A 24,016-nucleotide genomic window follows, 5' to 3' on the forward strand; every position below is an offset into this window, starting at 1 on the left:
GTCCTTTCTAAACATTTTTGTACTCGTCCATCAACTCGACAAAGCGGTCGAACAGGAAGCCTGTATCGAGAGGACCGCCGCAAGCCTCAGGGTGGAACTGCACCGAGAAAGCGGGTTCGTCAGTATAGCATACACCCTCGCAGGTGCCGTCATTAGCATTCACAAAGCTGACCTCAGCACCAGCGGGCAGCGAGTCATTGACGACTGCATAGCCGTGATTTTGAGAAGTGATATAAACTCTGCCTGTAGCTATCTCCTTGCAGGGCTGGTTAGCACCGCGATGACCGTATTTCAGCTTTTCGGTCTTAGCGCCGTGTGCCAGTGCAAGCAGCTGGTGCCCCAGACAGATGCCGAATGTAGGCAGCTTGAGTTCAGCTATCTTTTTCAGTTCTTCGATTATCTCGGTGTTCTCAGCGGGGTCGCCTGGTCCGTTTGAAAGCATTATGCCATCAGGAGCGATCTCCTTCACGCGCTCCACTTTTGTGTATGCGGGTACAACAGTGACCTCACACCCTCTCTTCACAAGACAGCGGCAGATGTTAGCCTTAGCGCCGAAATCGTACAGCACTACTCTGCGCTTTACCTCACCCTCAGGCGAGAAAACTTCTTCCTTATCGCAGGTGGTGTTCTTCACCGCATCGATTATCCTGTAGCCCTTTATCTCCTCAGGTACAGTGCCGTCATACGAAGCGACTATCTTGCCGTTCATAACGCCGTGTTCCCTCACTATTCTGGTGAGATGGCGTGTGTCGATGCCGTAAAGACCGACTATGCCGTTTTTACGCAAAAAAATGTCAAGATCACCCTCGCAGCGGAAGTTGCTGGGTTCTTGACACCATTGTCTTACAATATATGCTTTTACATGGGGGCAGTCCGACTCAAAATCAGAGGGGATCACGCCGTAGTTGCCGATCAGCGGGAAAGTCTGGACAACGATCTGTCCGTAATAACTGGGGTCGGTAAGTGTTTCGAGATAGCCTGTCATCGCAGTGGTGAAAACTATCTCGCCGACAGCCTCGCCCTCAGCGCCGAACGACTTGCCCTCAAATACAGTGCCGTTTTCAAGAATAAGGTATGCCTTATGCACATCAAGTCCTCCTTTGTACATTCTTCCCCATATTATAACACAAGCCCGTCCGTTTGTAAAGTGGGGGTCTGTACAAAATCACCCTATTTTTTAGCTGAGATTTTGGAAACTGACATTATCTGACAAGCATTAACATTTCTGTGTTATGTATCTTCTTATCCTTGATCCATCGAAAATCGATCTTTAAAGTTACTGCCGATTTTTCTCTTGACAAGACATTGACAATGTGGTATCATATATTCGTATTAGATAAATCTTTTGTCAAAAAAGAAAAGGAGTAAAAACATGCTTAAAAGAAAAATTGCGGCACTGTCTGCGGCGGCTGTGATGGTGCTGAATACGATGCCTGTATCGGCTTATTACTATGATGTCGATGTTTCAAACCCCGACAGTGTCATAGATGTACGTGTAAACAAGCCTTATTTCAACTTCATCGTCAAAGCCGGCGAGGGAGTTAACATGGACGATATGAAATTCGCGCTGAAAAACAGCAGCGGCGATGTGGTCGCCAGATTCGGCGGCGGTGACAGCAGGCTTGAAGTGCTTGATGAACACGCTTTTGATTTTTCAAGCTACCACAGTGTCAGCGATGCCAAATGGTTCCCATCAAGCTATGACAGATATGACGATGTTTACGACCTATTCACTCCCGACCCGATAAAGGGCGTTGAACCCACAGGTCAGATGTACAATGCAGTCGGCGGCGGCGTTATCAACGGCGACAAATACTACCTGCAATTCAAGGACGAATACTATTACTATTATGCTGACAAGAACAAGTTCAACATAGTCGATCAGGTCACTGTCCCCGCAAATACGATACTGGTGGATACCGATGCCAAGTATGCCACCAACAACGACAAGACCACCTATTTCTGGCTTGAACCTATCTCTTCGGCCGACCTTGTAAGCGACCACCCGCAGAGCAACGAATTGAGAATGTGCAATGTCGCAGGCAAGACTGTAAAGTTCAAAGCACAGCCGGGCACCTATCATGTTCGTGTCAACGGCGGACGCGCAGGCGGTTACACCTGTCAGGCATACGACCACGAAACCACATACCTGAAAGTAAAAATACCTTTCACTGAGGCTTTTCCCGATTTTTGCAACAGCGACCTTACGATCGACAAAGAAGCATTCGGCAAGACCTACCATTACGATCTTCGCGGTGACCAGTCGGTAAATACTTTCTCGGCACTGTATTACAGCGGTGCAGCTATATCAGCACCTATCCCCGATGCTGACGGAAACATTCAGCTGTGGGTAAGCGAAGATGAACTCACCGCTTATATGGAGTATGACTATACCTTCCGCGATGATTCATCTATCGGCGGCGGCGGCGGTTCTGTGCGCCAGGTTCAGCTTCCGCGAAGTGTCGAGAAGATAAACAACATCTTCGAGTTCCCGCAGAAAGGCTACTGCATCTACAACATTCAGCCATCGACCTACCAGCTGGTGCTCGATGACCCCATTCTGGCGCGTGACTATGTGATAAACAGCAACACAGTTAAAGTCACCGATACCAAAAAGATACAGCAAAAATCGTTCACTGTTGATGTAAAGCCGCTGTTGCTGGGCGACTGCAACCGTGACGGTGCCATCAATATAATAGATGTTTCCATAGTTGCTGCACAGGTCAAGGGCATCAAAAAGCTGGACGGCAGAGGTCCGCTGACCGCCGATGTTGACGAGAACGGAAAAATAAACATCACCGATGTTTCCAGCATCGCGGCACATGTAAAGAATTCAAAGAAGATACCGAGAAAATACGTCTGATATCATATATCCCCGCAAGGCTTGCATACTTGCGGGGATAATTTCTGTTCTGCTGTACATTTATTTACGCTTATACCAAACACAGCCGCGCGCTGATACCCTCCCCACTCAAGCTGCTATCTCAGCGCCGATACCCGTTTTGCCCTGTATCAGCCGTTTTTGGGTCAGCCCAAGACCGAAAACAGAACAGCGTTCTTCACCACAACAGGGTATATCATAATATTTTAAAAAAGGTAAATTTTTTGACAAGGGTCTTTACAAAATGCCGTCAGGTGTGATATAATAACTGTGTATGCTGAATTATACTTAATACGAACAATTGTTTACATTCAATTCCCGATTTTTATGTGTATTGCTGATGATACAGAATGGCTGTTATTTCGTATTATGCTTATCCCGCTGACACACCACAAAAAACAGCGATCTAGCAGAACTTAAAGTGGTTGGCGGATATCTTTCCCACGCCGCAGGCGGGGGAAAGATATGGAGCGCTCAATTATCCTTTTGTTTACAGCATTTTCAGCTGGTGTGCTAAAGGGATAGTCATATTTCGTATTTCTCCACAGCCTTCGGCGGGGGGAGAAATATACGACCAAATCGGGATACATTTAATAATGTGAGGTTATGAAATGGCTAACAAAAAACAGGATTACGCTAATGACGATATTACGATGCTGAAAGGCGCTGACCGTGTGCGCAAGCGTCCTGCGGTAATTTTCGGCTCTGACGGCATAGACGGCTGTCAGCATTCGGTGTTTGAGATACTTTCAAACTCAATAGATGAAGCAAGAGAGGGTCACGGCGACAAGATAATCGTGACCAAGTACGATGACAATTCCATCGAGGTGCAGGACTTCGGACGAGGCTGCCCCGTTGACTATAATCAGCGTGAAAAGCGCTATAACTGGGAACTGGTCTACTGCGAACTGTACGCAGGCGGCAAGTTCGACAACAATTCGGGCGAGAACTATTCGTTTGCGCTGGGTCTTAACGGTCTGGGCGCATGTGCCACACAGTATTCGTCAGAATATATGGACGTTGAGGTCTTCCGTGACGGCTATAAGTACGACCTGCATTTTGAAAAGGGCGAAAACAAGGGCGGTCTTAAAAAGGAAGAAACAAAGCAGAAAAAAACAGGCACCCGCACTCACTGGAAACCCGACCTCGATGTTTTCACCGATATAAATATCGATAAGTCGTTCTTTGAAGACGTTATGAAAAAGCAGGCTGTGGTAAATCCCGGCGTGACTTTCCTGCTGAGGGTGCAGAGAAATGACGGCACTTTTGAAGAGCAAACTTTCTTCTATGAGAACGGTATAGCCGATTATGTCAAGGAGATAGCGGGCGAAGATACGCTGACAAACGTTCAGTACTTCACAGGCGACAGACGCGGACGCGACCGCGCCGACAAGGACGAATACAAGGTCAAGCTGGGCGTGTCTTTCGTGTTCTCAAACAAGGTGCAGACGCTGGAATATTTCCACAACTCCAGCTTCCTTTCACACGGCGGTTCGCCCGATGATGCGGTGAGGAGCGCTTTCACTTCGCAGATAAACGCATATCTGAAAAACAACAACAAGTATAACAAAAACGAAAAGCCCATAAACTTCCAGGACGTTGCTGACTGCCTTGTGCTGGTATCAAGTTCTTTCTCAACACAGACTTCTTATGCGAACCAGACCAAAAAGGCGATAACCAACAAGTTCATCAAGGAGTGCATGACCGAATTTTTAAAGCACAACCTTGAGGTGTACTTCATCGAAAATCCTGATGAAGCGCTGAAAATTGCCGAGCAGGTGCTTGTCAACAAGAGAAGCCGCGAGAGCGCAGAAACTTCCAGGCTGAACATTAAAAAGAAGTTGCAGGGCACCATAGACCTGTCAAATCAGGTGCAGAAGTTCGTTGACTGCCGCTCGAAAGACCTGAGCAGGCGCGAACTCTACATCGTGGAGGGTGACTCGGCGCTGGGTTCGGTAAAGCTGGCGCGTGATGCGGAATTTCAGGCTGTCATACCCGTTCGCGGCAAGATACTCAACTGCCTTAAGGCTGACTATGACAAGATATTCAAGAACGAGATAATCACCGACCTCATAAAGGTGCTGGGCTGCGGCGTTGAGGTAAATACAGGCAAAAAGAAAGACCTCTCGGCTTTCAACCTCGATAATCTTCGCTGGAACAAAGTCGTCATCTGTACCGATGCGGACGTTGACGGCTTCCAGATACGCACACTGATACTCACGATGCTGTACAGGCTGACTCCTACCCTTATCGAAAAGGGCTATGTGTACATCGCAGAATCGCCGCTGTTCGAGATAACTACCAAAGACAAGACCTACTTCGCTTATGACGAACCCGAAAAGGACAAGATACTGAAAATGATAGGCGATAAGAGTTTTACCATACAGCGCTCGAAAGGTCTTGGCGAGAACGAAGCCGACATGATGAGCCTTACCACCATGAACCCCGAAACCCGCCGCCTTATCAAGGTCAACCCCGATGATGTGGAGATGACCCAGTGGATGTTCAACATGCTTCTGGGCGATGACCTGGCGGGCAGAAAAGAATTCATCACAAATAACGGCGCTGACTATCTCGAAATGGCTGACATTTCTTAACATGGCATAACAGCTTTTACATAATACGAAAGGACAGTAAAATATGGCAAGAAAAAAAGCAGAGCCTAAGAAAAAGGCTGCTGCCCCCAAGATGGACGCTTACATCGAGGGCGCGGGTCTGGTGGCTGAACAGAAGATCACCCAGACCCTTGAAAAAAACTACATGCCTTATGCGATGAGCGTCATCGTATCGAGAGCATTCCCCGAAATAGACGGCTTCAAGCCCTCCCACAGAAAACTGCTTTACACCATGTACCTGATGGGTCTTATAAAGGGCAAGCTGACAAAGTGCGCAAACATCGTGGGTGCGACAATGAAACTCAACCCTCACGGTGACGGCGCGATATATGAAACACTGGTAAGACTTTCGCGCGGCAATGAGGCACTTCTGCACCCATACGTGCAGTCAAAAGGCAACTTCGGCAAATCCTATTCGCGCGATATGGCTTACGCGGCATCGCGATACACTGAGGCTAAGCTGGAACCCATCTGCGAAGAGCTTTTCAGGGATATCGACAAGGAAACGGTGGACTTCGTGCCGAACTACGACAACACCATGACCGAACCTACTCTCTTCCCTGCCACTTTCCCGACGATACTGGTAAACGCAAACGTCGGCATCGGCGTTTCGATGGCTTCGGCAGTCTGCCCTTTCAACCTCACTGAGGTCTGCGAAACTGCCATCGCACTGATGAAAGATCCCGATGCTAATGCACTTGATACACTGAAAGGTCCTGATTTTCCCGGCGGCGGTTATCTGCTGTACGATGAAGCCGAACTCGACAAAATATACCGCACAGGCAGAGGTTCGGTAAAGCTGAGGGCAAAATACCGCTACAATTCCGACGAGAGGTGCATAGAGGTCACCGAGATACCCGCCACCACTACCATCGAAGCGATAATCGAAAAGATAATCGCACTGGTAAAGGCGGGCAAGATAAAGGAGATATCCTATATCAGAGATGAAACAGACCTCGACGGCTTGCAGATAGGTATTGACATCAAAAAAGGCGTTGACCCCGAAAAGCTGATGCAGAAACTCTACAAGCTGACCCCCTTGCAGGATACCTATTCCTGCAACTTCAACATACTGGTACACGGCTACCCTAAGGTAATGGGCGTGTATGAGATCTTGGACGAGTGGACAAAGTTCAGGCTTGACTGCGTAAAACGCAGGGTAAACTATGACCTCAAAAAGAAGCGCGACAGACTCCACCTGCTGAAAGGTCTGGGCAAGATACTGCTGGATATCGACAAGGCAATAAAGATAATCCGTGAAACTGAGGAAGAGAGCGAAGTCGTTCCCAACCTGATGATAGGCTTCGGCATTGACGAGGTACAGGCTGAATACGTGGCTGAGATAAAACTGCGCCACCTCAACCGCGAGTACATCTTAAAGCGCACCGCCGATACCGAAAGACTCGAAAAAGAGATAGCTGAACTGGAAGAGATACTGGGCAGCGAGAAAAAGCTGAAACAGGTCATCATCAGCGAACTGAACGATGTTATAAAGAACTACGGTCAGGAACGCAAAACACAGTTCTTCTACCAGAGCGACATCGAAGAAGTCGAAGAAGAGGAAGAGATAGAGGACTACCCATGCAAGCTGTTCATCTCCGAGAGCGGCTATTTCAAGAAATGTACCATGCAGTCATTGAGAATGGCAAGCGACCAGAAACTGAAAGAGGGCGACCGCATGATGGCGGAGATAGAGTCCTCAAACAGGGCGGAACTGCTGTTCTTCTCCGACAAGGCGGCAGTGTACAAGGCTAAGGCAAGCAGATTCGGCAACACAAAAGCGAGCGACCTCGGTGATTATATCCCCGCAGTGCTGGGCTTTGACAGCGGTGAGGGATTTTCGGCAATGGTCGAAACTATGGACTATTCGGGCTACCTGCTGTTCGTCTACGACAACGGCAAGGCGGCAAAAGTCCCGCTCAACGCCTACGAAACAAAGACCAACCGCAAAAAGCTGTCCAACGCATACTGCGAAAAGGCAGGTCTTGTGACGATACTCAAGCTGAACGACAACGCACAGGTGATGCTGAGGACGACCAACGGCAGGGCGCTGCTTTTCGATACAGCACTTCTTCTGCCAAAAACCACCAGAAACACTCAGGGCGTTCAGGTCATGACCCTTAAGGCTAAGAATGCAAAGATAGAAAAAGCCTACATCGTCAGCGATGAAGAAGCTGAAACGCTGTCGAAGTTCCGCAGCAAGACCATACCAGTTGCAGGCAGTCTGGCAAAAGACCTCGAAGACCCCGACCAGTTACAGCTTTTCTGATAAATAAGCCAAAAACGGACATCGCAAGATGCCCGTTTTTATTTTGGTCAGCGCAGTATACTACGCCAGCCAATAATTATGAATTGTGAATTATGAATTATGAATTAAAAACTGCCCCCGCAGAACGATCCCGCAGGGGCAGCATACTATATCACATGTCAATAATTATGAATTGTGAATTATGAATTATGAATTATCAAACGTCCCATTTCCAGTTGCGTACTTCGGGCAGGTCAAGACCGACCTCGTGAATGTACTGCTTGTGCTCGACCAGCTTGTCCTGCATCATCTGGTACAGGTAAGAACCTGTGTTACCCAGCTGCGGCAGACGCTTCAGCATCTCCATAACAAGGTGGAAACGGTCTATCTCATTCTGTACACGCATGTCGAACGGCGTGGTGATAGTGCCTTCCTCGTTGTAGCCGCAAACGTACAGATTGCGGTTGTTTCTGTGGTAAAGCAGTTCGTGGATAAGTGTTGGGTAACCGTGGAATGCAAAGATTATGGGCTTGTCCTTAGTGAACAGCGCATCGAACTCAGCATCAGACAGTCCGTGAGGGTGCTTGCTCTTGGGCTGTAACTTGAACAGGTCAACAACGTTTATAAATCTTATCTTTACATTCGGCATGTTCTTGCGCATTATGGTGACAGCCGCCAGCGCTTCAAGAGTCGGGGTGTCGCCGCAGCATGCCAGTACCACATCAGGTTCCTGACCCTGATCGTTTGAAGCCCACTCCCAGATGCCGATACCCTGTGTGCAGTGCTTTACAGCCTGCTCCATAGTCAGCCACTGCTGACGAGGGTGCTTGGAAGTGACCATAACGTTCACGTAGTTCTTGGAACGTATGCAGTGATCGAAAACGCTCAGCAGACAGTTGGTGTCGGGCGGCAGATACATTCTTACCACATCTGCCTTCTTGTTGGCAACGTGGTCGAGGAAACCGGGATCCTGATGGGTGAAGCCGTTGTGATCCTGCTGCCATACGTTTGAAGAAAGAATGTAGTTCAGCGATGCTATCTTCTGCCTCCAGGGGAGTTCACTGGTGACTTTCAGCCACTTTGCGTGCTGCGAGAACATCGAGTCAACTATTCTGATGAAAGCCTCATAGCTTGCAAAGAAACCGTGACGACCTGTCAGCAGGTAGCCCTCCAGCCAGCCCTCACACATATGCTCGGAAAGATAGCTGTCCATTACACGACCGTCAGTCGCAAGGAACTCGTCGTTGTCCTTCATGTCAGCGTTCCAGTCGCGCTTGGTAGCTTCAAATACCTTGCCCAATCTGTTCGACATGGTTTCGTCAGGTCCGAAAATACGGAAGTTCCTGCTCTCTGCATTCAGCTTGAAGATATCCCTTACAAAGCCGCCCAGTTCGATCATATCCTGCGCTTCGGTAGCACCCGGCGCGGGAACTTCGATGCCGTAGTCGCGGAAATCGGGAAGTCTTAGATCTCTCAGCAGCAGACCGCCGTTTGCATGTGGGTTAGCGCCCATTCTTCTGATGCCTGTGGGAGCCAGCTCTTCCAGTTCGGGGATAAGTCTGCCGCTCTCATCAAACAGCTTCTCAGGGTGATAGCTTTTCAGCCACTCCTCCAACTGAGCCATGTGCTCAGGCTGTGACATATCCATCGGCACCTGATGCGCTCTGAATGTGCCCTCGATCTCGTTGCCGTCTACCCACTTCGGACCTGTCCAGCCCTTTGGTGAACGGAATACGATCATCGGCCAGATAGGTCTTTCGGTCTTGCCGCCGACTCTTGCGTCCTTCTGGATAGTCTTGATCTCTTCAATAACAGTGTCGAGAGTTTCAGCCATCTTCCTGTGCATCTCCATCGGGTCGCTGCCCTCAACGAAATAGGGCTTCCAGCCACATCCTCTGAAGAAGCTCTCCAGCTCTTCATGGGTAATTCTTGAGAAAACAGTGGGGTTGGAGATCTTGTAGCCGTTCAGGTGAAGTATAGGCAGCACCGCACCATCGGTAACTGGGTTCAGGAACTTGTTAGAATGCCATGCAGTAGCCAGCGGACCTGTTTCAGCTTCACCATCGCCCACAACGCATGCCGTTATAAGATCGGGGTTATCAAAAACCGAACCAAAGCTGTGTGCCAGAGAATAACCAAGTTCACCGCCCTCGTTGATAGAGCCGGGAGTTTCGGGTGCAACGTGGGAAGATATTCCGCCGGGGAAAGAGAACTGCTTGAACAGTTTCCTCATGCCCTCAACATCTCTTGAAATGTTGGGATATACCTCTGAATAAGAGCCCTCAACATAAGTATTTGCGACCATGAAGTTTCCTCCGTGACCGGGACCTGAGATGTAGATCATATCAAGATCATACTTCTTGATAACGCGGTTGAGGTGAACGTAGATGAAGTTCTGACCGGGAACAGTGCCCCAGTGACCTACGATCTTCTTTTTGATATGCTCTTTTTTGAGCGGTTCTCTGAGCAGCGGGTTATCGAGCAGATAAAGCTGACCTGCGGAAAGATAGTTCACAGCGTCCCAATATCTGTTCATTTTGTCCAGCAGCTCGGGTGTGATGGTTGTTACATCAGACATTTTTGACCCTCCGATTAAAAATTTGTGTGAAAATCCCAGATTGACAACATTTTCACAATGACAATATTATAGCACACTTCCCGCACGCTTACAAGCTAATTTTTGCGAATATCTCCGACAATAATTGGCATGTCCGCTTCAAAGAAATATCTCACCCGAGCGCCTTTTTACGCCCTTTCGACCGTTTTTTGCGCATATAAGTTGTCACAACATTTGGTCAATCAAAGCAATACAAATTTGCAAGTTGTATGTATCTGCATTTAGCAATTGTTATTACATATCCGATATTCAAAACCTTATAAAAGCAAAAAATGCGGGGACAAAAACTGTCCCCGCAAAGGTGAAACTGCATTAATATCAGCATATATCCCCGCCGACTTCACATCGGACAGGCTAGTCCTTAAAATTAGCCCTGCTGGATATATCTGTTGAGGTCGTTGGCGTTTACGCACTTTTCAAGAGCAACTTCCTTAGAAATAACTCTGTTTCTGACCAGCTTAGCCAACTCCTGATCCATAGTCTGCATTCCGACAGCACGACCTGTCTGCATAGCAGAACCGATCAGGTGTACCTTATCATCACGGATCATAGCCTTGATGGAGTCGGTAGCGTTCAGTATCTCACAGCAAGCTACACGGCTTGTGCCGTCGAAAGTACGGCAAAGTGTCTGTGTACAGATGCCGACCAGTACCGATGCCAGCTGAGTTCTGATCTGGTGCTGCTGGTGAGCAGGGAAAACGTCGATGATACGGTCGATGGTGGAAGCCGCATCGGTCGTATGCAGAGTAGACATAACAAGGTGACCTGTTTCTGCGGCAGTTACAGCAGCTTCGATAGTTTCAAAGTCACGCATTTCTCCGACGAGTATGATATCAGGGTCCTCACGGAGGGCAGCTCTCAGCGCCATAGAGAAGCTGGGTACATCGGGTCCGATCTCTCTCTGGTTTATCATACATCTCTTGTGTGAGTGCATATACTCGATAGGGTCTTCAACAGTGATTATGTGAGAAGACTTGTGGATATTAACATGGTCGATCATCGCAGCCAGTGTGGTAGATTTACCCGAACCGGTAGGACCTGTAACGAGCACCAGACCACGAGGACGCATAACGAACTCTGCCAGTACGGGAGGCAGGTCGAGATCGGTCAGAGTAGGTATATCGTTTCTCAGCAGACGGATAGCGATAGCTGTGTTGCCTCTCTGGTGGTAAACGTTAACTCTGTGACGGAAACCTCTGCTGGATACATATGTAAAGTCGGTATCGATCCTGTCCTTGATCTGCTGCCTCTGCTTATCATTACACATATCCTCGCATACTCTGAGTATTTCGATCTCGGTCATATCAGGATAGCTGGACAGCTTTCTCAGGTTACCGCCCTGTCTTACTATAGGGGGAATACCAACGGTAAAGTGCAAGTCCGAGCAGCCCAGTGCTCTGGATTCGTCCAGTATCTTGTTAATATCAATTGCCATTTGTTTATACCTCCAAACAATATATTTACAGACGGCTGTCCGGCATTCTCCCGGCGGTCAGCATTCCTCCACAGCCACCTAAATTCACAATAATTAAACTGCGTATGTTACACGCACCAGCTCGTCGATGGTAGTTCTGCCCTGCTGTACCAGCTCAGAAACGTTATCTCTCAGCAGACGGCAGCCTTCCTGTCTGGCAAGTTCCTGTATCTCCTCATTCTTAGCGCCCGCAGTGATTATCTCCTTCATCTTTGGTGTCGCCAGAAGTATCTCGTGTATAGCGGTACGTCCTACGTAACCGTTGGTACACTTCGGGCAGCCCTTAGCCTTGTAGATCGGCACGCTCTCCGAGATCTCCATAAGATCGTTTTCTTCGGGAGTTGACATGTAACCCTCGCGGCAGTTCGGGCAAACGACCTTAGTGAGTCGCTGTGCAACGACACCGATCAGCGAAGTTGCCACCATGTAGGCATCAACGCCCATATCAACAAGTCTTGTAACGGTCGATGAAGCATCGTTTGTATGCAGAGTTGAAAGAACAAGGTGTCCTGTGATAGCGGCTCTTATACCGATCTCTGCTGTTTCGGTATCACGCATCTCACCGATCATTATGATATCAGGGTCCTGACGAAGTATCGAACGCAGAGCCGCCGCAAAGGTCATGCCCGCTTTCTCATTTATCTGACACTGATTTATATTAGCTATCTTCTTCTCGACAGGGTCTTCGACTGTGATAACGTTCAGGTTAGGCTTAGCGATCTCGCCCAGCGCCGCATACAGTGTGGTAGATTTACCTGAACCTGTAGGTCCTGTGACCAGAACAACGCCCTGAGGCACCTTAAGGCAGGATACGAAACGCTTATAGTTATAGTCGGTCATACCAAGATCCTGTATCCTTCTTACCGAACTGTCGCCCGCAAGTATACGGAGAACGACCTTCTCGCCGTAAACCATTGGCAGGTTGGATACACGGAGGTCAACAACGGTGCCGTCGATCGTCTGCGACATACGACCGTCCTGAGGTATACGCTTTTCGGCGATGTTCATACCTGAAAGGATCTTGAATCTTGTTACCAGCGAAACATGCAGTCTTGCATCGATGTTTTCCATCAGAGGTATCAAGTCACTGTTGACACGCACTCTGATCTTTGTGAAGTCCTTGAAAGGCTCGATATGTATATCGGTCGCACCCTGACGATATGCCTGTTCAACGATCGCAGTCGCCAGCTTAACGATAGGCGCATTGTCAACACGGTCAGAACTGAGGTCGATCTCGTTGAGGTTGATCGATTCTTCTTCCTTCTCCGCAGTAGCTTCCTCAGCCACCTTCGCAGCCGCACCCTCCGAGTACATCTTACCGATCGCTCTGTTGATAGCACTCTTCGTAGCAAGGTGAGCGGTGATGTTACAGCCTGTCTGAACTCTCAGGTCTTCAAAAATGTAGAAGTTCATCGGGTCATCGGTAGCAACGATCATACGCCTGCCTATCTTCCTGACTGCGATAACATTGTACTTTCTTGCAGTCTGTTCAGGTATCATCTTGACTATCTCAGCATTCAGCGGAGTGTTGTCGATATCCACAAACTCTACATTCATTCTTTCAGCCAGTGTTTTTGCGAAATCCACATCACTGACCAGTTTCATTTCGATGACAAGATCACCGAACTTCTTACCGTTGCCTTCGGCTTTCTGACGGTCAAGAACTGCCTTCAGATCTTCTTCACTGAGCAGACCCTTTTCTACCAGATATTGTCCAATTGGTCCGTTTCTCATAGATACTCTCCTGTCTTCCGCCTCAGTGTGCAACACGGATCTCTGCACTGCGGATAAAATAATTTTTTGAATAAATTCTTAAATTCTTAATACCTCTTGTAATTCATGTTAAATTGTGTTAAAATATATATATGAAATGCGAATAGCAGATCAATTCTTACGGAAAGGAGGCTTATTTATTATGGATAATGAGATGATATTCACATTTATCATCTACGTGTTCGTCTTTCTGTTCGGCGTGTGTATCGGCAGTTTTCTCAATGTCTGCATCTACCGCCTGCCTTTGGGCGAAAGCCTGATAAAGAGCAATTCGCACTGCATGACCTGCGGCACACCTATCAGGAAACGTGACCTGATACCTGTCATAAGCTGGTGCATGCTGCGTGGCAAGTGCCACGCCTGCGGTGCGAAAATATCGCCGCGCTACACAGTGGTCGAGCTGCTCAACGGTGTCTGCTACCTGCTGATATTCCTGCATTTTGATGTAGTCATCAGCCCGCTTTACGCCGCGCTGGTGTCACTGATGACCTCAGCACTGATCGTAGTATTCTTCATGGACTGGGATACTCAGCTGATAAACACATGGGTCGTGGTATTCATCGGCGTGCTCGCCATACCGAAGTTCCTGCTCTGCCAGAGTGCTGCACCGCTGTCGCTCTCCGCGATGATACTGGGTGCATTCGTCGTCAGCATACCGTTGCTGGTCATCGCACTGGTAAGCCATGAAAAGGCGATGGGCATGGGTGATGTCTACCTCATGGCGGCTGGCGGTCTGTTTCTCGGTGCACCGAACATACTGGTCGCAATGGCGATAGCCCTGATAGTCGGCTCGGTGTGCGGCGTGATACTCAAGCATGCCAACGGCAATTCGGTATTCGCCTTCGGACCTTACCTTTCGCTGGGCATCGCAGTCGCCGCACTTTACGGTGACAGCATCACCGCATGGTACATGGATTTCACAGGGCTGAACGAAACGCTCAGTGAAACCACTGCTTTGATAGCATCAATATTCTGATAATCAAAAATATCCGCTGAGCGATCAGCGGTATTTTTTTGCCCATTTTATAGAGCTTGTTTTGCTCAAAAGGTCCTCGCGAGAACCCTCGCGGGGATCTTTTCAGCAAGCGGCTTATCCAGCCGCTTGTGAAATTGATTAAATCAATAATGCTTTACATTTAAAACTTTCAACATATCTTTTGCTGCCTGCTCATCATAGATTTTCTCAATATATTGTACCTTACATCCTAGTGAGATATAATCACTCTGATACTTGGGAAGATTTCCTGTTTTAGTAATGTACAGCTTATTTCCAGAAAGTGAAACGCTACCATTTTCATCAGAAACAACCACACCCAAACTTTCAATATCTACATTAAATTCTACCTCAACTGTAATAGTAACATTATCAATATCTGTATCTGAATTATTTCTATATGAAAATTTCAAATTTACAGTTGGATAATGAAAGTTTTTATAATCATTGCCTACTTTTTCAGTTCCAGCATAATAAGCCAAATTAGAAACATTTTTCTCAGTTTCTATTACAGATGATGGTAATGTCGCTGCAGGCATATCTCCAAGTTCTGGCTTAACCCAGAAGTTATTCTCAGTATCAGGGAAACTGCTCATTGTTTCGAGATCAGCCACATAATTATTACTTGAATCGTAAACTTTCCAAGTAATTGTCTTTTTTGCTGCTGTCTTCGCATTAATAAACGCTTGAATTTCAGGACTGGTCGTGAATTCACTGCTTAAAGTTACCTCATTACCTGTCGCAGAATGTCTTATAGTTACAACGTCGCTATCACCGGACGGATTCAGTTCTGCATCAGTTTCATCTACGAATGTCAGTACAGCAGGATCCTTGTAAACCGCAAAATACTCCTCATCGCCATAGATCGTTCTATAGTACAGATTATTACCGTGGGACGTTGTGCCCAGTTCATTTAAAGCAAGAACATTGCCCGAACCATCTTCCCAGTGGTCGAATTCGTGTACACCGTCACCGCCGGGGTATTTTACCTCAATTGAATCAAGTACATCGTCACCCTCACTGCATACAGGAGTGTAGATAGGAACGCTCCAGTAAGGGTTGGAATTGTATTTGCCGTTGGCATCATCTATCCATACGTTTGAGTCGTCAAAACGGTCATAGAATTTTACCCAGAAGCTCGGTGAAGGCACTATTTGCTTATCATATCTTGCGATAAGTTCAAGGTCATTGGTGATCGCCGCATCTTTTATAGTTTCAAAATCAGCGCCGTTAGCATCAAAGTATTTGAATGTTATACGATACCAGTCACTGCCAATCTGATGCAGACCAACATAAGCAGGAGAATTTGCGAGGGTCTTCCACTCCGTCAGCATCGCATCGGTGACAATACTGCCCGAAGTAAAATCAGTTTTTTCCGCGATTGTAGCACCATCTTCGTGCTTGACAGTTATAGTCACCTTTTCATTATCAGGCACTGACTTAGTATAGAAGATGTAAGTGAACGAGATAGCGTTGCCGTTCTCGTCATTTCCGTTGTACAAATAGCTGACATTGGGGTTTGAAGAAGTTGATGTGCTTTCTCTTGCAAACTTGGCGTAATCCAGTGTCTGCGCAAGATACTTTGTAGGATCATTAGTATCAACTCTTGTTGTATAATATTCAGCTGAATATTTTGAGTATTTCGTAATGACATCCGATCTGAGGTTTATGTTTACCAGTTCAAAATCTCGTTTCTGATTGAATATCAACTTTTTGAAATCATAGCTGGTACCGTTGCCCTCAGGCTTGTATAGCTTTGAACTGAGAGTCAGACAGTTGTTCTTCGAATCATCAACGTTGATGTAGCCCTCAAACTCGCATTTCATGTCGCTGTAAAGAGGCTCGCCGCCGACTATCTCCAGCTTATCCATATCGATACCGTCCTTATTGAGCGGTGCATACAGCAGTTGACCTCTTGCACGCTTTCTGTGAGCTACATTTCCGTTTTCATCGTAGCCTGCCATTACACTGCCGCGAAGACTGTCGTTATCGATCACTATAACATCAGTGTACTTCGCGTTGATAGCCTTACCGCCTGTCGAATCTCTCAGGTAGCCGTCAACGACAGCAGGCACACCCTCATAACCTTCAAGCACGCAGATATTTGTAGCATATCTGATCTGTGACTCAAAAGTATCCTGTAAGATATTTCCGACATCGTTGGCATCAGAATTGTAAAGTGTTCTCTGATAGAAATTATTCATCGGCTGAATAAAATTGAGTATCGCGCCCATTATCATGACCATTATGGTCGATACGATGATGAGTTCTATCAGGGTAAAACCTTTTTTGTTAGTCTTCATCGTTAAGCGCCCCCTTTACTCTCCCGCATGATTTGATTCATAGGTTTCCTTATTTACGAATTCACCATTCTCATAGTAAATCGAAACATAACCGGCGGTATTGTCAGTATTCTTCTCTGTAGCATAATCCACAAGATTAATAGTCTGACTTTTCGTAGAATTATCGCTTATCACCAGCGCACTGCTATTATCACCGCTAATATTCCTTATACCTATCTTCCTCATGCCGCCGTTAGCAGGATATATACGATCTAAGGATTCAGTACCTGCATCTTCTTTCTCATTGTTAAAAAATATAAAGCCGGGCTGAGCATAAATATCAAACGATTTGTCAGTCGGATCAGCATTATAAATGGTTATCCACCATTCGCCCGGAAGAACAGTTACACGCTCGATAGGTGAGATAAAGCTGAGCTGATAGGTCTTGTCTTCGGGATCAGCGAGCGCCGTGTAACCATAAACATCCTTGTTTACGACCTTAATAGTTCCGAAATCGAAGCTGACACCGTATTTTTCAGGCATTTCCTTAACGTTCAGCAGCGTAGGGTCAATGACCTTTGAATAATTGGAGAAATGTTCAAGGTTAGTTGTCTGTTCATTTGCGATACGGTTTCTGGCGTGCGACTTTATCTGCGCTCTTATGCAGCTAGTCGCAGCCATTGTAAAACCGGTAGTTGCAACTGCGAAAACAGCCATAGCGATGATACACTCAACCAATGTCATACCTTTGTTATTCTTTTTCATGAGTGACACCTCCTACGACTTAATAACTGTCATACCTGTCAAGAGTAAATGTTCTGTCTGCAAGTGATTCTGCGAAACCGTGTGCAACAGCCACCATACTCTTTGAAGATACGGGGTTGTAAACTATAGTATTGTTGTTGTCGCTTGTAACAAAGTTCTGTATGATACAGCTGCCTATGATGTTGGTCATTATGCTGTCCACACCGTCCTCAGCTGCCGGGTAGATCTTAAGACTCTTACCATTATTTGTCCACTGGAAAGTTGCTCTCGGACCATATATGGTGCACTGCATGTAGGTTTCCTGAGGTGCAACGAATGTAGCGCCCTCAGTCAGCAGCATGATTATGCAGCCGTGAGGCAGGTCGTAAATATCAGGGTCATTGTATTCCTTGTCTGTAGGATTCAGACCGTGACCTTTTTGAACCTCAAAATAGGTATCCCACTCCTGCAGATTAAATCTGTTGTTGGAGTTGAAGTAAGGTTTAGCAATGAAATTGCTGTAGGTGGATTCTTTGGTCCTTAAAGGTGCCTGAGTGGCATACTCATTATTTACAATACCAACGCCCGAATCAGATACAAGGTAGCAGAATCTCGGGTCATCGCCTTCAGAATCGTGATTCTGGTTCTTAACGATTATTTCGAGGTTATTCATAACAGTTGTGTTGTTACCCAGTATGATTACGATATCATGTCTGCCGTCTGCATTTGCTTCTGCATTATCAAGGTCAACAAGAATAGAAGCATTATTTATCTTCTGTCCATTGCCGCCCAGTACAAAACTCTTCTTGGCAACAACAGTAAAGTGCTTTGTATTGCCATTAGAATCTGAAACATCAACATCGCTTTCAAAATTCACGGTATCAGTAGGTTTACCATTATCATCTGTTGTCAAATGAGGTGTAGTGTCGCTTGCTGGTTTCAGAGTTACGCCGTCTGATTCATAGAAATTCTTGTAGGTATTGCAGATAGTCGAAACTGTCATACCCGATTCACCGGGCAGGCACATCATATGCTCAGGATAGTAGTAGTAAGGCAAGGGCGCGAAGTTGTTAGGAACAGTTGCTCTGCCTCCCAGAAGCGTCCAGTCTACAAACTCAACTTTGCCGCTGTTTTCAAACGTTAGGTTTGAATAACCAAATACCCTGTTAGCAATAGTATCAGCAGCACCACCCTTAGGCTTGATGTAAATGTTGCCATCAATTGTAAAACCCTTCAGTACATGTACATCGCCTTCAACATACAGGTCACCAATGATCTTACAGTTGTTGCCCTCTGAAGCAGCGCCCAAATAAGCTGAACCGTCAAAAACGTCATTCAGTTTGCGGACATATATGTTGCCATATACCTTGATACCATTGCCGTTACCACCGCCATTTACCGTTGCCTTATAATCATCTACTTTATTGGTAACTGACGCTGCCATTGCATCAAGCAGATTATCACCGTTTGTAAGTGTGATAGCACTGGGGTGAGAACCCATAGAGAACAGATGTGTGTAAATGTCGATCTCATGACTAGTTTCGCCAACAAAACATTGATCACCCATCATACACATTGCCTCATCTACCTGAATGTAGTTGAAAGCATTTTCACCCTTGGGTGCAACATCATATTTCGTAGGGTCGACAGCGTTTCGCTCTTTTACGTATTTACTGGTCAGACTGCCTGTGTTCTGGTTCATTGTAAAGGATCTCGAAACATAAAGTGTACAGCCCTTTGTCTGACCATTGTCCTTACCGGGTACATAGTAGGGGTTAGAAGTCATCTTAGGCGAACCGCCCGAAAATGCCAGTGTACCATAGATGCTGGTATCACCGTAGAACTTTGAGTTATTCTTTGTTACCGAATATATGGTATTTACATTGTGCGACTCTAACAGAGGTGCAGATGTATTACCATATACGCTGATGTTGTTGTACGATGAGTTACCACCGCCGTTAGTACCGATGATCTCCAGTGCACCCGGAACAGTTTTACCCATTGCCAGTTCCTTGGTAGACATGTAAGCAACTACCTTTGCCTCTTTGCCGAGATACTTACCAACAGCAATAGCCTTTAAGCTGTAATTGCTACCTTCTATCTTCACAACTCTCAGGGTTACTGTTATGTCGTTCCATCTGGCGTGTTTTGCACCGATAAGATTGCCCTCATCTACCTCGCCCGCACCATTCAGCTCGCCGATCTTGACCGTTGCAGTCGTACCCGACTTAGCTATGTCACGAAGTTCATCGAGCTTTTGCTGAATGAAATCATTCGTGTATGTGCCGTCAGCTATCATGTTCGTTTCCTTTACAACGAACGCCTCCAAACACGATGAAGCCGCAAAATACGCTTGTTTTTTGCGATACTCTTCATTGGTCCTGGAATTGGTATGCGCCACCAGCGAGATCGCTGCGCCCACGATAACTACCATCATTACCGCTACGATCGTCACTGTCATGAGAACTGCGCCCTGTCGATTGGACTTGTGTTTTCTTCTCATAACACAATTACCACCTTTCTTAATAAAATTTTTTCCCGACTTTCATGATCAAAATTAGAAATTTTAATCATTATTTATAGCAGTATTTGGCAGGCGGAGGTAGTTTCCGCCCACCAAATGCTATAACCTTGATCTGTGACCTTAATCCTTCTTGCTCTCTTCGGTTTCCTTAGTTTCCTTAGAATCCTTAGAATTGCCCAGAGTATCAGGATCAGGCAGCTTCTTGACTACCATCATGGTCAGTGTGCAGGAACCGGATACATCCTCTTCGGAGTACTCCTCGCCTTCCTTGCCTTCCTTGCCTTCCTCTTTTTCTTCCTTCTCGAACTGGTAGGAAATGCTCGATACGGTCATAGTCTTCTGATCGTTCTTGCTCTTCATGTGGTCGCAGAATTCCTGTACCTTATCTACCTTACCCTTAAAGTTGAAGGTTATCTCGTAAGAACCGATAGCCGCAGGTGCTGCAACGACCTCACCCTCAGTGGGAGCCGTTTCGGGTGTTACAACAGGTGCGCCCTCGTTAACATAACCCTCTACCAGCAGATCCGACTCAGTAACGATAGTTGGATCTACATAAACGTAAGGAGTGATCGGGTGGTTGGAATATGGCGAGATGGTGATATCAAGGTTTGTGATCTCGTCGCTTGCCAGCAGGTCATCTATCTGCTGCGATGCTACCTGAGTTTCCTGGATATCGTAGAACGACTCAGTCATCTTTGTAACTTCGTTGTATGCCTCTTTGATCCTGTCAGGAAGACCTTCGTCCTCCTTGATCCTCTTCTTCAGGTCAGATCTGGTGGACTTTGCATTATCCAGCGCTGTCTGTGAATCCTGAAGACCTTCTATCGCGGGCTTAATGAAAAACATTACACCAATTGCCCAAACAAAAATTACGATCAGTATAGTAAGTAAGATCCTATCACGATAATTCAGCTTCATTTATCATTCACCCTCTTCCATAAAATACAATACAAGATTGCTTATCTGAATAGTCTTATCCTCTTCCTTGACTTCTTCGTCACCCTTTGTCTGAGGTTCAACTACTCTGTAATCATAGTAGTCAACATTGGCAACGAAATCAATAGCCTTGAGATCATCGACCAGTTTCTTGACTTCTTCTTTTTCCTTTACAGTAACGGGTGAGATCGTGTAAGCGCCGTTGTTCAGATCGAATGCGATATCGGTGTATGTAGCCTCATGCTTGTCGATAACTTCCTGTATCTTGTCGAACTTATCCTTTGTAAGCTGAGGAAGTGTGTCGATATCCAGCTGAACCGTCTTAACATAGTTCTTATATGTATTGATCATTTCCAGTCTGTTATGCAGTACCTCGTTAGCCTTTACCTGCGCTTCGAGCTTAGCATTCTCAGCCTCGACCTTCTCGGTTTCCTTGTCGATGCCCGATGCTCTCAGCGAGATAAAGCCGTAAACAGCCGCGATCAGTATCGCAGATGCCGCAGCCAGTATACCTGCTGTGGTAAGCATAGAACTTATACCCGAAGATGCTTCCTTGCTGGTAGTTCTGTCAACTTCGAGGAGGTTTATCCTCTCAGTCTGCTTGTTTCTTCTGTAGAGTGCGCCGATCGCATTTGCGAAAACAGTGAACTCAAAGTTCTCGTAGCCTGTTATCTGAGCGGGTGTACCAAGAACAGAAGCCTTGATATCCAGACCGTCCAGAGCATCAACTATCTTCATGTAATCATCTATGAAACCATAGAGGATAACGTTAGCCAGACCTGAGCCGCCTCTTGCCTTGTTGAACTGCTCCATTCTGAAGATGTTCTCGTTCAGAGCTTCGAGCACGTAATCATCTGCATCATATTCATCAGGCGAGATCGGTACGTATCTTGCGAAAGCCATCTGTCCGTTCTCGAACAGTGTCAGACCCAGGAAGTTGTTGTCCAGCTGGCAAACCAGCAGCGGCATCTTGTCGGCATTCGACTTATCAGCCAGAACTATTCTCGCGATGGAGTTACAGCCGATGTTAACGCTTCTCAGATTGATGTTCATAACAGCGAACAGCTTTCTGAAACCTTCAACTATCGAACTCGGGCACGCAGTAGCCAGTACCTTTACCGCACCGGGATTATCTTCGCCTGCTTCACCTACAACAGTATATGAGATCGAATACTCGTTGGATATACCCATTTCCTGACTCATGTGGTTCTGTACCATCTGCAGGAACTCGGCACCCTTAGCCTTAGGAACGATAAGTTCCTTGAATACGATATTGCTGGACGAGAATGTTACGATAGCATCTCTGTCCATCATCTGCTCACTTCTCAGCTGAGTCAGCAGCAGTTCGGACAGACCCGAAAGCTGGATAACTTCACCGTTAACGATCATGTCCTCAGGCACCATTACGGAAGTCGAGTTGTCGATGCGGATCTTGTTAGCTGTATTGTCACCTTTTACGATGTTGATCTGCCTATCAGAAAAGTCAAATGATAGCATTTATTCCTTCACCTCAATATAAAAATTTTTACGATTTATCTCCGCCCTTTTCAGGACGGTAATTATATACGCGAGGCTTGAAGCCCCGACGTACATTATTCCTTTTCCATTTCTGCAATACCACCGTAAAGCATCGGGAATATAGCGGCAAGTACAAGACCTATGCCGACACCAAGGATAATGATCATAAGAGGTTCCATCAGACCGACCAGTCTTGTAACGGCTGCGTCTGCTTCTTCCTCGTAGAAGTCCGCGGTCTTTTCGAGTATGTCGTCCAGCGCGCCCGACTCTTCACCGACATAGATGATCGAGCAGAACATGCCCTCGAATATCTCAGTCTTTGAAAGTGCGGTCGAAACGGGAGAACCCTGCTTGACCTCGTCAACTACCTGAAGGAACATCTTATCGATATACGTATTGTTAAGTATCCTCGAGGATCTTTCAAGGCAGTCTACCATCGGTATACCGCTGGAGTAAAGGGACGAAAGTGTTCTTGAGAAACGGCCTTCGGCTATCTTTACCATCAGAGGACCTACCAGAGGCATCTTGATCTTCATGTAATCGAATTTCAGTTTTACCGACTCTACCTTCATCGCGTATGTCCATGCAAGCACCAGCACAACTACACCTATCAGCAGTGCATACCACTTCTTGATCACGAAATCACTGAAACCGAACAGAGCCTTCTGCAAAACGTTCAAGTTGTCTTCCGGCATCATACTCCTGAATATAGGCAGTATGAAAACGCTCATCGCAAGTACCAGAACGATTACCAGTACCAGCAGAACGCAAGGGTAGATCATAGCACCCTTGACCTTGTTGTTCAGCTTGTTGCTGTTTGCATAGTACTCCTGCAATCTCTTCATGGTAACATCGAGCGAACCTGAGATCTCGCCCGCATCTACCATCGAGATGAAGAAGTCGGGGAAGCAGCCTCGCTTTGCCTCCAGCGCACCCGAAAAGCTCTCGCCCTTCTGTACGTCTTCGTAGACATCTCTCCAGACTGCCTTAGCGCCCTTGTTCTCTTCCTCTTTATAAAGGATATCGAGCGCCTTGACTATCGTCAGACCTGACGACATCATTGCCGACAGCTGTCTGCAGCAGTATGCCAGTTCAGCCGTCTTGAACTTATGGGCAGTTTTTTTGCCGCCGCCCAAAGCCTCGTTATAGCTTACACAGAACAATCCCTGCTCATAGATCTTGTCAAGCAGTTCCTGCTCATTTTCAGCCTCGTAGGTACCTTTTATGGTCTTGCCCGTGGTATCCTTAGCGACGTAGCTATAATTCTTCATATTTGTAGATACACCTCCACCATTTTAATGCTTCACAGCCCATGCCGTCTGACTCTTCGATGCACCAAAACACATCAAGGCATAAAACCACAAAACATATTTTTATCATTATATCATTTTTTTGATTTTTTTACAAGAC

At 46.6% G+C, this 24,016-nt stretch carries 14 protein-coding genes; 4 read left to right on the top strand and 10 right to left on the bottom strand.

Annotation, left to right across the window (positions count from 1 at the left end; genetic code table 11):
• Nucleotides 1-7: 7 nt before the first annotated feature.
• A complete protein-coding gene (locus CUS_RS05620) occupies nt 8-1,087 on the bottom strand; it encodes a carbamoyl phosphate synthase small subunit (protein WP_002848178.1) in 1,080 nt (359 codons plus the stop codon).
• A 285-nt stretch (nt 1,088-1,372) separates the two neighbouring features.
• Between CUS_RS05620 and CUS_RS05625 the strand changes: the two genes are divergently transcribed.
• From CUS_RS05625 to CUS_RS05635, 3 genes are all read left to right on the top strand, one after another.
• Nucleotides 1,373-2,863, top strand: a complete 1,491-nt coding sequence (locus CUS_RS05625; RefSeq protein ID WP_002848639.1) for a dockerin type I repeat-containing protein — start codon at nt 1,373-1,375, stop codon at nt 2,861-2,863.
• A 629-nt stretch (nt 2,864-3,492) separates the two neighbouring features.
• A complete protein-coding gene (locus CUS_RS05630) occupies nt 3,493-5,478 on the top strand; it encodes a DNA gyrase/topoisomerase IV subunit B (protein WP_002848485.1) in 1,986 nt (661 codons plus the stop codon).
• Between the two features lie 43 nt (nt 5,479-5,521).
• Complete coding sequence (locus CUS_RS05635) at nt 5,522-7,765, top strand: DNA gyrase/topoisomerase IV subunit A (protein ID WP_002848352.1); 2,244 nt, start codon at nt 5,522-5,524, stop codon at nt 7,763-7,765.
• A 196-nt stretch (nt 7,766-7,961) separates the two neighbouring features.
• Here the strand turns inward: CUS_RS05635 and CUS_RS05640 are convergent, their stop codons facing one another.
• The 3 genes from CUS_RS05640 to CUS_RS05650 all read right to left on the bottom strand — a co-directional run bounded on the left by CUS_RS05640 (nt 7,962) and on the right by CUS_RS05650 (nt 13,569).
• On the bottom strand, nt 7,962-10,322 hold the full coding sequence (locus tag CUS_RS05640) for a phosphoketolase family protein (RefSeq protein ID WP_002848560.1): 2,361 nt from the start codon (nt 10,320-10,322) through the stop codon (nt 7,962-7,964).
• Nucleotides 10,323-10,728: 406 nt separating this feature from the next.
• Nucleotides 10,729-11,796: a type IV pilus twitching motility protein PilT gene (locus tag CUS_RS05645; protein WP_002848587.1), complete on the bottom strand. Its 1,068-nt coding sequence runs from the start codon at nt 11,794-11,796 to the stop codon at nt 10,729-10,731.
• Between the two features lie 93 nt (nt 11,797-11,889).
• Complete coding sequence (locus tag CUS_RS05650) at nt 11,890-13,569, bottom strand: GspE/PulE family protein (protein ID WP_002848410.1); 1,680 nt, start codon at nt 13,567-13,569, stop codon at nt 11,890-11,892.
• A gap of 181 nt (nt 13,570-13,750) precedes the next feature.
• Between CUS_RS05650 and CUS_RS05655 the strand changes: the two genes are divergently transcribed.
• Nucleotides 13,751-14,584, top strand: coding sequence for a prepilin peptidase (locus tag CUS_RS05655; RefSeq protein WP_002848572.1), 834 nt, complete (start codon nt 13,751-13,753; stop codon nt 14,582-14,584).
• 143 nt (nt 14,585-14,727) lie between these two features.
• Here CUS_RS05655 and CUS_RS05660 read toward each other — a convergent pair whose 3' ends face one another.
• From CUS_RS05660 to CUS_RS05685, 6 genes are all read right to left on the bottom strand, one after another.
• Nucleotides 14,728-16,905 carry a PilW family protein gene (locus CUS_RS05660; protein ID WP_002848436.1) on the bottom strand — a complete coding sequence of 726 codons (2,178 nt, stop codon included), beginning with the start codon at nt 16,903-16,905 and terminating at the stop codon, nt 14,728-14,730.
• A gap of 15 nt (nt 16,906-16,920) precedes the next feature.
• Nucleotides 16,921-17,649: a type IV pilus modification PilV family protein gene (locus tag CUS_RS05665; protein ID WP_002848652.1), complete on the bottom strand. Its 729-nt coding sequence runs from the start codon at nt 17,647-17,649 to the stop codon at nt 16,921-16,923.
• A gap of 19 nt (nt 17,650-17,668) precedes the next feature.
• Nucleotides 17,669-20,131 (bottom strand): hypothetical protein, encoded by a 2,463-nt coding sequence (locus CUS_RS05670; protein WP_002848526.1) that lies wholly within the window; start codon nt 20,129-20,131, stop codon nt 17,669-17,671.
• Nucleotides 20,132-20,272: 141 nt separating this feature from the next.
• Nucleotides 20,273-20,998: a hypothetical protein gene (locus CUS_RS05675; RefSeq protein WP_002848257.1), complete on the bottom strand. Its 726-nt coding sequence runs from the start codon at nt 20,996-20,998 to the stop codon at nt 20,273-20,275.
• Between the two features lie 75 nt (nt 20,999-21,073).
• A complete protein-coding gene (gene pilM / locus CUS_RS05680; RefSeq protein ID WP_002848197.1) occupies nt 21,074-22,585 on the bottom strand; it encodes a pilus assembly protein PilM in 1,512 nt (503 codons plus the stop codon).
• 95 nt (nt 22,586-22,680) lie between these two features.
• The gene (locus tag CUS_RS05685) at nt 22,681-23,877 is read right to left on the bottom strand and encodes a type II secretion system F family protein (protein ID WP_002848482.1); all 1,197 of its coding nucleotides are present in this window, start codon (nt 23,875-23,877) and stop codon (nt 22,681-22,683) included.
• Between the last annotated feature and the right edge of the window lie 139 nt (nt 23,878-24,016).

The organism is Hominimerdicola alba 8 (assembly GCF_000178155.2).
GTDB classification, from domain to species: Bacteria; Bacillota; Clostridia; order Oscillospirales; family Ruminococcaceae; genus Hominimerdicola; species Hominimerdicola alba_C.